The sequence below is a fragment of the Streptomyces sp. NPDC058221 genome (assembly GCF_042882365.1).
Taxonomy (GTDB): domain Bacteria; phylum Actinomycetota; class Actinomycetes; order Streptomycetales; family Streptomycetaceae; genus Streptomyces.
In genome coordinates this window covers 1-10,554 of record NZ_JBHVWF010000210.1, presented here as the reverse complement: position 1 = coordinate 10,554, position 10,554 = coordinate 1, and the positions used below count along the sequence as shown (strand labels likewise).

Sequence of the window (10,554 nt, the reverse complement as noted above, 5' to 3'; positions counted from 1 at the left end):
CGAAGGTGACGGTGTTCTCGCACTTCGAGCGCAAGGAGGACCTCCTGCTGGACCGGCTCCCCGACGCGATCGAGCTCCTGCGGTCCGCGGTCGGCGAGCGCGCCGAGGGCGTCGGCCCGGTGGCGGCGCTCCGGACGCTCGCCCTCGGCCTCGTGGACCGGCGCCACGTCCTGTCCGGGCTGGGCGAGGGCGTCGAACCACTGCTCCGTACGATTGCCGGCTCCCCCGCCCTCATCGCGCGGCTCCGCGCGTTCGCGCACGAGGCCGAGGACGCACTGGCCGAGGACCTGCGGAACGACGCGCGCTTCACGGGTGACCCGGCGCTGGTCGCCGCCCTGCTGATCGCCGCGTACCGAACGGTTGCCGTGGCGACAGCTCAACGGCGGCTCGCCGGGGACGACCTCACCGAGATCACCGCCATGCACCGCGAGCGTCTGAACCGGGCCTTCGACGCCGTCGAGCACGGCGCCCCGGCCGACGACCGGACCGCACCACTGGCGTGACGCATGGGCCGTGAACGCTGCGGCGGGCCGGCCGTCGCGTGAGCAGGGGGCTCACCCCTGATCGCGTGCGGGAGTGAGTCCGGCATCGGCCCGGCCCCCGGTGCGCGGCGCCGCCACGGATTTCGGCGCGGTGGGTTCGGGCAGCGTGCGGAACAACAGCCAGCTCAGCGCGGGCATCACGATCAGTGGCGTCAGGGCGGTACGCAGGGAGGTCGCGTCGGCGACGCGGCCGATGAGCGGGCTGACCAGGCCACCGATGCTGACGGTCAGTCCGAGGGTGATCCCGCTGGCGGTGCCCACGCGTGAGGGCAGGTAGTCCTGGCCCAGCGTGACCTGGAGCGAGAAGGGGACGTACAGGCCGGTGGAGGTCAGCATCACGCACACGTAGACCGCCGGGCCGGGCACGAACACGACACCGGCGACGGCGGCGACCGTGATGAGGTATGACCAGCCGGCGACCACGACCCGGTCCCAGCGGCCCGCCAGGCGGCCGCCCAGCAGGGAGCCCACCGCGCCGCCCAGGTAGAGCACGAACAGCGCCGCGGTGCCCGCCGCCGTACCGCCCCCCGTCCGCTGCTGGACGTAGAGCGACAGGAACGTGCTCAGCCCGGTGAAGACGATGGACCGGCAGACCACGGCCAGCGACAGCTTCACGAACGAGACCTTGTCGTCGACGCCCGCCCCGGCAGCCGCGCCGGGGCCGCCGCGCGCCGTCTTCTCCAGTGCACGCAGGACGGGCAGGCACAGCACACTTCCGACGAGAGCCGGAACCACGAACAGCGGGGCCAGACGCAGTCCCCCGGACGCGACGACGGCGGTGACCATGAGCGGCGCGGTGGCGAAGCCGAGGTTGCCGCCGAGGGAGAACCAGCCCATCGCGGTATGACTGCCCTCGCTGACCAGCCGCGCGACGCGGGCGGACTCGGGATGGTAGGCGGCTACGCCGACACCCGACACCGCCACGAACGTCAGCGTCAGGGCGTAGGAACCGCTCATACAACTCAGGGCGATACCGAACCCGCCGAGGATCGTGCTCACCGGCAGGAGCCAGGGCATCGCCCAGCGGTCGGTGAGGACGCCGAACAGCGGCTGAGCCACCGAGGAGAGGAGGGACGCGGCGAGCACGACGCCCGACACCGCGGCGTAGCTGTAGGCACGCTCGGCGACGAAGAACGGGACGAGCGACGCGACAGCGCCTTGGTAGACGTCCACGCAGGCATGGCCGACCGACAGCAGGATGATGGTCTTGTTCCTTGGCACATCACCATGCTCATCACCGGGCCTCGTGTCGCGCTTCCGATATGCTGCCAATCAATGACGGAAATCCGCCACCAGTCGGTCGCGCCGACTCGCACCCGGTCGATGGCGCCCGGCACCGCCATCGACGCCCACAGCCACGACGGCCACCAGATCGTCTATGCGGGCCGTGGTGTGCTGGCCGTGACGACGAGCACGGGCTCATGGATCGCACCGGGCACCCGCGCCATCTGGGTTCCGGCCGGAACCGTGCACGCCCATCAGGCCCATGGCGAAATCGATCTGCACCTGGTCGGTCTGCCGGCGGACGACAACCCGCTCGGGCTGGACCGGCCGACCGTGCTGACGGTCGGCCCGCTGCTTCGGGAACTGATCCTCGCCCACACACGCACCCCGTACGACGACAGCCCCGAACGCGCGCGGCTGCGGGCCGTGTTGCTCGACCAGTTGCGGGCCTCACCGCAGGAGCCCCTCCACCTGCCCACCCCGACCGCCCCTCAGCTCAAGGCCGTGTGCGAGATCCTGCGCCGGAATCCCGCCGACAGCCGCACCCTGGCCGCGCTGGGCAGGGAGGTCGGCGCGAGTGACCGCACCCTCTCCCGGCTCTTCAAGGCCGATCTCGGTATGACCTTCCCGCAGTGGCGCACCCAACTGCGCCTGTACCGGGCCCTGGTGCTGCTCGCCGAGAACGTCCAGGTGACCGCCGTGGCCCACAGGTGCGGCTGGTCGTCCGCCAGCGCGTTCATCGATGTCTTCCGACGCGCCTTCGGACACACACCGGGAACGCATCAGCCGCGCTGAGCGCCGGGCTCCCGGGGGTGTCGAACATCAACGGCACCCGGGGACGTTGTCATATCCGTTGTCATATCCCGGCGCCGTCGCCCGCCCCGTGGCACTGTGGTGCCATGACCATCGAGGTTCGCCCGGCTACGGTCTTCGAGGACGTCCGTACCCTGCTCGGCCCGAAGTCACCGGCTTCCACCATCTGCTACTGCCTCAGCTACCGGATCCCCTCGAAGCTCAGCAACGAGCTCCGGGGGCCGGTTCGCGCGGAGTACGTCGCCGGGCTGTGCCGTGCGGAGCCGCCTCCAGGTGTGCTGGCCTACGACGGCGAGGACCCGGTCGGCTGGGCCGCCGTGGCGCCGCGCTCGGACACCACCTTCGCTCGCAGCCGCAGGATTCCGCACGTCGACGATCTGCCGGTCTGGTCCCTCTGGTGCATCCGCGTGCGCCCGGGTCACCGCAAGAAGGGGATCTCGCACGCCCTCATCGCGGGTGCGGTCGAGTTCGCCCGGTCCCACGGCGCGCCGGCGGTCGAGGCGTATCCGCTCGACAACGGTGACGCCAGGGTCGACCTGACGATGGCGTACGCGGGGATCCGGAGGAACTTCGAGCGCGCCGGCTTCACCCATGCCGCGGACACCACCTCGGTACTGGCCGGTCATCCCCGGGTACTGATGCGGCTCGGCCTGCGCTGACCGGGCGCACGGGCCCCGGCTACCGGCACTCCCTGGGTGACGGCACACCGCGGATGACGAGGGACAGCAGGGCAGCCGTGGCGCAGAGGGCTCCGAGCGCGATCCAGACCGTGTCGTAGCTGCCGAGGGCGTCCCTGGTGACGCCGCCGAGGAAGGCGACGAGGGCTGCGCCGATCTGGTGGGCGGCGCTGATCCAGCCGAAGACGATGGCGCTCCCGTCTCCGTAGAACTCACGGCACAGGGCCAGTACGGGCGGGACCGTCGCCAGGTCCAGCAGGCCGAAGAGGACGACGAAGGCGATCATCGAGGGCCGGACGGTGGCGGCCATCCCCATCGGGAGGAACAGCAGGACCACGCCACGCAGGGCGAAGCATCCCGCGAGGAGGCGCCGTGCGTCCCACCGGTCGGTCAGCCAACCCGAGACGACGGTGCCCGCGACGTTGCAGAGGCCGATGGCCGCGAGCAGACCGGACGCCGTGGTGGCGGGCATGCCGTGGTCATGCGCGGCAGGGGTGAAGTGCGTCCACATGACGCCGTTGGTGGAGGCTCCGCAGACGGCGAAGGCTGCGGCGAGCAGCCAGAACGGTCCGGTTCGGGCGCTGTCGCACAGCATGTGGACGGTTCGGCTCGCGACGCCCCTGACCGGCGGCGGCTTGGGGACGAAGGTGTCGGACCCGTAGGGCCGGTGGCCGACGTCCGCGGGATGGTCCCGCAGGACGAACCGGACCAGGGGCACGGTCGCGAGGGCGGCGAGCGCCAGGGTGACCAGCGCGGGACGCCACTGGTAGCGCTCGATGACCCGGGAGAGGACGGGGAGGAACACCATCTGACCGAAGACGCTGCCCGCGGCGAGGACGCCGGTGACCAGGCCCTTCCTGCTGGTGAACCAACGATTGGCGACGGTCGCCCCGAAGGTCATGGCCATCGAGCCGGTGCCGAGACCGACGAGCAGGCCCCAGTACAGGGTGAGTTGCCACGCCGCGGTCATGACCGTGGTGAGCAGGGCGCCGCCGGCGACGGTGGCCAGGGCGGTCATGACGACCCGGCGGATACCGAAACGGTCCATGAGTGCGGCGGCGAAGGGGGCGGTCAACCCGTAGAGCACCATGTTCACCGAGGTCGCGAGGCCGATGGAGCCGCGCGACCACTGGTACTCGTCGTGCAGGGGTGTGACGAGCAGGCCCGGCATGGTGGAGAAGGCACCCGACACCACGACGGCGAGGCCGGCGACCGCCGCGACGTACCAGGCCCGACGGCCGGCCGGCGTTCCGGTTGTCCGGGGAACAGCGTCAGTTCGACTCATACCGAAAACCCTCCGTCCGCAGGCACGGCCGAAACCACTGGCCACCTGGCCGACCTGTGCAAGGATCTGGCCATGGATGGTGATGACAGGGCTGCGAGGCGACTCCATCGGGTGGCAGTTCTGGTGCGCCGCGGACTGCTGCCGATGGAGCTCGGAATCGTGCACCGCCTGTTCGGGCAGGCCCGCTCCGGCACGGGTGAGCCGCTGTACGACGTGGTGACGTGCACGCCCGTCCCGGGAGAGGTGGTGACCGACACGGATTTCAGCATCAATGTGGCCCATGGCCCCGATGTGCTGGATTCGGCGGACACCGTCGTCGTGCCCGCGGCGCAGGAGGACTACGGCCCCCAGACACGTGGCGGTCTTGACCCGCTGGTGAGGCGGGCACTGGACCGTATCCCCCCGCACTGCCGGGTCGCGTCGATCTGCACCGGGTCCTTCGTCCTCGCGGCGGCGGGACTGCTCGGCGGACGGCGGGCGACCACGCACTGGAAGTCCTGCGACGACTTCCGTGAGCTGTATCCCGAGGTCGACCTGGATCCGGACGTGCTCTACACCGACGACGACGGGGTGCTCACCTCCGCCGGAGTGGCCAGCGGTATCGACCTGTGCCTGCACATGATCCGCAGCGATCACGGCGCGTCCGTGGCCAACGAGGTCGCCCGCTCCACGGTCGTGCCCCCGCACCGCGAGGGCGGGCAGGCCCAGTACATCCAGGGCCCCGTCACGGGCCCCACCGAATCGTCCACCGCCGCCGCCCGGACATACGCCATTGCGCACCTCGGGCGCCCCCTGTCCTTGCGCGAGCTGGCGGACACCGCGTCGATGAGCGTGCGGTCCTTCAACCGGCGGTTCCGTCAGGAATGCGGGGTCACTCCCGGCCAGTGGCTCGCCCAGCAACGCCTCCAGCGGGCGATGCAGCTGCTGGAGGAGACGGACCTCACGGTCGACCGGGTCGCCGCGGATGCCGGCTTCGGTACCGGCGCCTCCCTGCGCCAGCACTTCCAGTGCGCACTGGGTGTCCCGCCGAGGGCCTACCGCAACACCTTCCGTGGTCCGCAGCCCCGGGCCTCCGGCCCCGCGGACGGCGGACGGCCCTGACTTCCCCGCTCCTCATCTGCCGTCGAGCGTGGGGTAGTCGTTGTATCCCTCCGCGCCGTGCACATGCATCAGGAGCTCCGGACGGATGTCGTTGAGCGCCGCGCCCGTGCGCAGCCTCTCGACGAAGTCGGGATTGGCGAGAAAGCCCCGTCCCAACGCGATGAGGTCGGCGCCCTCGGCCAGCAGGCGCTCACCCTGCCGTTTACCGCCGTCGGCCGCGACCTCCTCGCGGGAGAGCGCCGGGTTCGCGATCAGTGCGCCCGGCCAGGCCTTGCGGATCTCCGCGAAGAGCGGGCTGTCCGGGTCGGCGCGGACGAGGTGCAGATAGACCGGGCCGATGCCCGCCAGGGCCGGCAGGAGCGCCCGGTAGATGTCCTCGGTGTCGCCCTCCTCGACGCTGTTGACGCCCTGTGCAGGTGAAATGCGTACGCCGACCCTGTCCGGGCCGATGGCGTCGGCGACCGCCCGAACCACCTCCGTGGTGAACCGGATCCGCCGCTGGGCCGGTCCGCCCCACGCGTCGGTGCGGCGGTTGGTGTTCTGCGCCAGGAACTGGTGCAGCAGATGGCCGTTGGCGGAGTGCACCTCGACCCCGGCGAATCCGGCCTCGACGGCGTTGCGGGCCGCGTGCGCGAAGTCGGCGATGACCGACCGGATGTCCCGGTCGGTCATCCGGCGGGGTGCGACGGCCTGTTGCAGCCCGCTCGGGGTGTGCAGTGTCTCCGGGAGCGGCACGACGGACGGCGCGAGCGGGATGTGGCCGCTGGTGTCGGGATGGCCGACCCGGCCGCCGTGCTGCAGCTGGAGGAACATCCGGCGGCCGGAAGCCGCATGCACCGCGTCGGTGACCCGCCGCCAGCCGGCGATCTGCGCGGCGGTATGGATGCCGGGGATATGGGGGTAGGTCTGGCCGACGGCGTTCGGCGTCGTCGCCTCGGCGATGATCAGCCCGGCCGAGGCGCGCTGCGCGTAGTGGGCTGCCATCAGCTCGCCCGGGACTCCGTCGGCCCCGGCGCGGTTGCGGGTCAGCGGCGCCATCACCAGGCGGCTGGGCAGCTCCAGGCTGCCGAGGCGGGCGGGACCGAGGAGCCGGGACAAGGCGGGGGCCTGCTGGGTGTGCGTCATGCCGGTAACGTAGAACTTCACATTGGTGTCAGGTTCAAGTCGCGAGGTAGGACATGCGCATCGGCGAACTGGCGGCACGCACGGGCGTGAGCGAGCGTTCGCTGCGCTACTACGAGGAACAGGGCCTGCTGGTGTCCGACCGGACACCCGGCGGCCACCGGGACTTCGCCGAGGGGGCCGTGGACCGCGTCATCCGCATCCAGGAGCTCTACGCGGCCGGCCTGCACAGCGCGAAGATCGCCCGGATCCTGCCTTGCATGCGGGACGAGGACGGCGGCCCTTCCGTACGCGCCACCCCGGAGCTGGTCGCCGAACTCACCACCGAGCGGGACCGGATCGACCGGACGGTCGGCGACCTGCTCCGCTCGCGCGAGGTACTGGAAGAGGTCATCGACACAGCGGCGGGCGACACCGCCGCGCGCCCCGGGCACACGTAGCGTCCCGGCCGTGCGAGAGGGGGATCGGTTGTCCCTGGATGAGTTGTGCCTTCATCCCGGGCGGCAGCGGACCGATCGTGGGTGAAGGCGGGCTTCCCGCTCGTGTGCACCGCACGACAGCCCCCGCGCAGCAAGGAGTCCGAAAATGAGCTCGAACACGATCGCACTGATCACCGGCGGGAACCGTGGGCTGGGCCGGGCCACCGCCCAGGCGCTCGCCGAGGCGGGCACCGATGTCATCGTGACCTACCGGTCCAACAAGGACGAGGCGGCCGAGGTCGTGGACGCGGTCACCGCCCTGGGGCGCAAGGCCGTCGCCCTGGAGCTGGACACCACCGCATTCGACACGTTCCCCGCCTTCGAGGCCGAGGTCCGGGACGCGCTGAACACCACGTGGGGGCGCGACAGCTTCGACTTCCTCGTGAACAACGCCGGCGTGGCCGCGTTCACCCCGCTGGGCGGGACCACCGTCGAGGCCTTCGACCTGCTGGTGAACGTGCACTTCAAGGGCGTCCTCTTCCTCACCCAGACGCTGCTGCCGCTCCTGGCCGACGGCGGCCGCATCGTGAACCTGTCGACCGGGCTGACCCGCTTCGTCGGGGACGGCTGGTCGGTGTACGCCTCCGTAAAGAGCGCGATCGAGACCTGGAGCAAGTACCTGGCCCAGGAGCTGGGAGGGCGCGGCATCAGCGTGAACGCCGTGGCTCCCGGCCCGATCGCCACCGACTTCGGCGGCGGCGCGATCCGCGACGACGAGCAGATCCGCGAGCACTTCGCCGGCCGGACCGCGCTGGGCCGGGTCGGCAACGCCGAGGACATCGGGGGCGCGATCACCGCCCTCCTGGCCCCGGGCACGGGCTGGATCACCGGCCAGCGGATCGAGGCGTCCGGCGGCACCCTGCTCTGATCCGGCTTCGCGCCCTCCGTACTGCCGCGACGGCTCCCGGCCGCCGGAAGGCACCTCGCCACCCCTGTCAGCTCTTCGCCCCGGCCGCCGGGCCCTGACACGGCGGGAGCGGCGGCCTCGTCCCACCGGCTCGCCCGGCTCCCGCCGCCGAGGAGAGAATCGTCATCATGGACCGATCACAGCTGGCCGACTTCCTCCGCACCCGACGCGAGGCCCTGCAGCCCGAGGACGTCGGCCTGCCGCGCGGCCCCCGCCGCCGCACTCGCGGCCTGCGCCGCGAGGAGGTCGCCGCTCTGTGCGGCATGTCCACCGACTACTACGCCCGTGTCGAGCAGCAACGCGGCCCGATTCCGTCCGAACCGATGCTCGCCGCCCTCGCCCGGGGCCTCCATCTGTCCCTGGACGAACGCGACCACCTGTTCCGCATGGCCGGCCACAACACCCCCAGCCGCCACCCCCGTATCGACCATGTCTCCCCCGGCATGATGCGCATCCTGGACCGGCTGGCCGACACGCCCGCGCAGGTCATCAGCACCATCGCGGAGACCCTGGTGCAGACCCGTCTCGCCGTGGCCCTGCTCGGGGACGAGACCGGCTACACCGGTCTTGACCGCAGCCTGGTCCACCGCTGGTTCACCCACCCCCACGCCCGCCGGATCTACCCCGAGGCCGACCATCCGTACCACAGCCGGATCTTCACCTCCGAACTGCGCACCGCGTACTCCCGCCATGGAGCCGACCCCCGCGTCGGCGAGGTGGTGGACGCGCTGCTCGACGAGAGCGAGGAGTTCTCCGCACTGTGGAGCGCCCACGAGATCGGGGTGCGCCGTGAGGGGGAACGCAAACGCATCCAGCACCCCGATCTGGGCATCCTGGAACTCCAGTGCCAGGTTCTCTACGACGCCAACCAGGCGCAGGCCCTCCTCGTCTTCACCGCGACCCCCGGCAGCGAGAGCCACGACAAGCTCCAGCTCCTCTCCGTCGTGGGTGACCGGCCGGCCGAGCGATGACCCGGGCAGGGCGGCCGGCGGCCGGGCACCGGGCAGTCAGGCGCCGGCGAGGATCTGCGGGTAGAGCACGCTGGGGTCCGCGGACAGTCCGGCCTTGATCTGGGCACTGTTCTCGTCGGCGAGGACCTCGAGCCGGCCGGCCTCCAGACCGTCGAGCGCTGCACGCACCACATCGGCGGGATCGTTCTTCTCCACGTCCCACCCGGCCATCATGTCGGTGTCGGTGCTGGCCAGGTGCAGGCCCGTCACCGAGGTCCGCTGGCCTGCCAGTTCGAGCCGGATGCCGTTCGTGAGGCTCCACGCGGCCGCCTTGGCCGCGCTGTAGGCGTTGGCCCCGTCGTAGGACAGCCACGACATCGCCGACAGGACGTTGAGAATCGCCCCGCCGCCGCCCGCGGCCAGGACGGGCGCGAAGGCCCGGACCACACGCAGTGTGCCGAAGTAGTTCGTCTCCATCTCCAGCCGGACCTTCTCCAGGTCACCGGTCACGAGGTTCTGGCCGGTGAACACGCCGGCGTTGTTGATCAGGAGGGTGAGGTCAGAGGCCGTTGCCGCCGCGGCGGCAACGGATTCCGGATCGGTGATGTCCAGCCGCAGCACCTCCGCGCCCAGGATGTCGACGAGCCCGGTGTCGCGGGCGGTCGCGTACACCTTGGCCGCTCCCCGCTCCAGCAGCTGCTGGGCGAAGTGCCGGCCGATACCGCGGTTGGCACCGGTGACGAGGGCGACAGAACCGGCGATCTTCATGGTTGCCTCCAGGCAGATGTCCTGAGGCGGCTCGGCGCGAGCCGCTCACGAGCTACGCTAAAACCTGACGTTGACGTCAGAGGCAAGTAGAGAGATCCACCCCTACCGGGAGGCACTGTGCGCATCGGTGAGCTCGCCGCGGCAACGGGCGTCAGCGTGCGGGCGCTGCGGTACTACGAGGAGCAGAACCTGCTCGCCGCCGACCGCAGCCCCAGTGGCCAGCGGCACTATCCGCACGACGCCGTCGACCGAGTCCGGCTGATCCAGCAGCTCTACGCCGCGGGACTGGCGAGCAGGACGGTTGTGGAACTGCTGCCGTGCATCGAGACCGACGAGGTGTCGTCGGGACTGCTCGACCGGCTCAGCGCGGAACGGGCGCGGATCGACAAGCTGGTCACCGATCTCGTGAACACCCGCGACCGGCTCGACAGCGCCATCCGCCTGGCCACCGAAGCCAGAGACCTGGGCCGCCCCTGCCCGCGCTGAACGGGTTCGACGGCCTCCGGCACCGGCGAAGGGCCGGTAACCGGTTCAGCGCGTACGACTGACGCGCACCTGCGACCGGGTGCGGTGCGGACACCACGGAAGCGGACGCGGAAACCCGTAGGGCCCGGAACCAAGTGGTTCCGGGCCCTACGGTGAAAGTAGCGGGGACAGGATTTGAACCTGCGACCTCTGGGTTATGA

At 71.1% G+C, this 10,554-nt stretch carries 12 protein-coding genes; 8 read left to right on the top strand and 4 right to left on the bottom strand.

Annotated features, from left to right (window positions below):
* On the top strand, positions 1–503 hold a 503-nt coding region (locus ACFVW8_RS36315; RefSeq protein ID WP_389697798.1), incomplete at its 5' end, for a TetR family transcriptional regulator.
* Positions 504–554: 51 nt separating this feature from the next.
* Here the strand turns inward: ACFVW8_RS36315 and ACFVW8_RS36310 are convergent.
* Positions 555–1,763: an MFS transporter gene (locus ACFVW8_RS36310; RefSeq protein ID WP_389697796.1), complete on the bottom strand. Its 1,209-nt coding sequence runs from the start codon at positions 1,761–1,763 to the stop codon at positions 555–557.
* 54 nt (positions 1,764–1,817) lie between these two features.
* Here ACFVW8_RS36310 and ACFVW8_RS36305 point away from each other — a divergent pair, with 54 nt between their 5' ends.
* Positions 1,818–2,561 carry an AraC family transcriptional regulator gene (locus ACFVW8_RS36305; protein ID WP_389697791.1) on the top strand — a complete coding sequence of 248 codons (744 nt, stop codon included), beginning with the start codon at positions 1,818–1,820 and terminating at the stop codon, positions 2,559–2,561.
* A gap of 104 nt (positions 2,562–2,665) precedes the next feature.
* Entirely contained in the window at positions 2,666–3,238 is a 573-nt protein-coding gene (locus ACFVW8_RS36300) for a GNAT family N-acetyltransferase (protein ID WP_389697789.1), read from the top strand.
* A gap of 19 nt (positions 3,239–3,257) precedes the next feature.
* On the opposite strand, the gene ACFVW8_RS36295 is transcribed toward ACFVW8_RS36300, so the two are convergent.
* Positions 3,258–4,541 carry an MFS transporter gene (locus ACFVW8_RS36295; RefSeq protein WP_389697787.1) on the bottom strand — a complete coding sequence of 428 codons (1,284 nt, stop codon included), beginning with the start codon at positions 4,539–4,541 and terminating at the stop codon, positions 3,258–3,260.
* A 72-nt stretch (positions 4,542–4,613) separates the two neighbouring features.
* On the opposite strand from ACFVW8_RS36295, the gene ACFVW8_RS36290 reads away from it, so the two are divergent.
* Positions 4,614–5,642 carry a GlxA family transcriptional regulator gene (locus ACFVW8_RS36290; RefSeq protein ID WP_389697785.1) on the top strand — a complete coding sequence of 343 codons (1,029 nt, stop codon included), beginning with the start codon at positions 4,614–4,616 and terminating at the stop codon, positions 5,640–5,642.
* 12 nt (positions 5,643–5,654) lie between these two features.
* On the opposite strand, the gene ACFVW8_RS36285 is transcribed toward ACFVW8_RS36290, so the two are convergent.
* Entirely contained in the window at positions 5,655–6,767 is a 1,113-nt protein-coding gene (locus ACFVW8_RS36285) for an alkene reductase (protein ID WP_389697783.1), read from the bottom strand.
* A gap of 53 nt (positions 6,768–6,820) precedes the next feature.
* Between ACFVW8_RS36285 and ACFVW8_RS36280 the strand changes: the two genes are divergently transcribed.
* From ACFVW8_RS36280 to ACFVW8_RS36270, 3 genes are all read left to right on the top strand, one after another.
* The gene (locus ACFVW8_RS36280; RefSeq protein ID WP_389697781.1) at positions 6,821–7,204 is read left to right on the top strand and encodes a MerR family transcriptional regulator; all 384 of its coding nucleotides are present in this window, start codon (positions 6,821–6,823) and stop codon (positions 7,202–7,204) included.
* A gap of 145 nt (positions 7,205–7,349) precedes the next feature.
* Complete coding sequence (locus tag ACFVW8_RS36275; RefSeq protein ID WP_389697779.1) at positions 7,350–8,111, top strand: SDR family NAD(P)-dependent oxidoreductase; 762 nt, start codon at positions 7,350–7,352, stop codon at positions 8,109–8,111.
* 167 nt (positions 8,112–8,278) lie between these two features.
* On the top strand, positions 8,279–9,121 hold the full coding sequence (locus ACFVW8_RS36270; RefSeq protein WP_389697777.1) for a helix-turn-helix transcriptional regulator: 843 nt from the start codon (positions 8,279–8,281) through the stop codon (positions 9,119–9,121).
* 36 nt (positions 9,122–9,157) lie between these two features.
* On the opposite strand, the gene ACFVW8_RS36265 is transcribed toward ACFVW8_RS36270, so the two are convergent.
* The gene (locus ACFVW8_RS36265; RefSeq protein ID WP_389697775.1) at positions 9,158–9,868 is read right to left on the bottom strand and encodes an SDR family oxidoreductase; all 711 of its coding nucleotides are present in this window, start codon (positions 9,866–9,868) and stop codon (positions 9,158–9,160) included.
* Between the two features lie 117 nt (positions 9,869–9,985).
* On the opposite strand from ACFVW8_RS36265, the gene ACFVW8_RS36260 reads away from it, so the two are divergent.
* Entirely contained in the window at positions 9,986–10,354 is a 369-nt protein-coding gene (locus tag ACFVW8_RS36260; RefSeq protein WP_389697773.1) for a MerR family transcriptional regulator, read from the top strand.
* Positions 10,355–10,554 lie beyond the last annotated feature (200 nt).

What these genes read in the sequence shown, in the direction of transcription:
- ACFVW8_RS36305 (WP_389697791.1), top strand. Translation starts at nt 1,818, where the DNA reads ATGACGGAAATCCGCCACCAGTCGGTCGCGCCGACTCGCACCCGGTCG.
- ACFVW8_RS36300 (WP_389697789.1), top strand. Translation starts at nt 2,666, where the DNA reads ATGACCATCGAGGTTCGCCCGGCTACGGTCTTCGAGGACGTCCGTACC.
- ACFVW8_RS36295 (WP_389697787.1), bottom strand. Translation starts at nt 4,541, where the DNA reads ATGAGTCGAACTGACGCTGTTCCCCGGACAACCGGAACGCCGGCCGGC.
- ACFVW8_RS36290 (WP_389697785.1), top strand. Translation starts at nt 4,614, where the DNA reads ATGGATGGTGATGACAGGGCTGCGAGGCGACTCCATCGGGTGGCAGTT.
- ACFVW8_RS36285 (WP_389697783.1), bottom strand. Translation starts at nt 6,767, where the DNA reads ATGACGCACACCCAGCAGGCCCCCGCCTTGTCCCGGCTCCTCGGTCCC.
- ACFVW8_RS36280 (WP_389697781.1), top strand. Translation starts at nt 6,821, where the DNA reads ATGCGCATCGGCGAACTGGCGGCACGCACGGGCGTGAGCGAGCGTTCG.
- ACFVW8_RS36275 (WP_389697779.1), top strand. Translation starts at nt 7,350, where the DNA reads ATGAGCTCGAACACGATCGCACTGATCACCGGCGGGAACCGTGGGCTG.
- ACFVW8_RS36270 (WP_389697777.1), top strand. Translation starts at nt 8,279, where the DNA reads ATGGACCGATCACAGCTGGCCGACTTCCTCCGCACCCGACGCGAGGCC.
- ACFVW8_RS36265 (WP_389697775.1), bottom strand. Translation starts at nt 9,868, where the DNA reads ATGAAGATCGCCGGTTCTGTCGCCCTCGTCACCGGTGCCAACCGCGGT.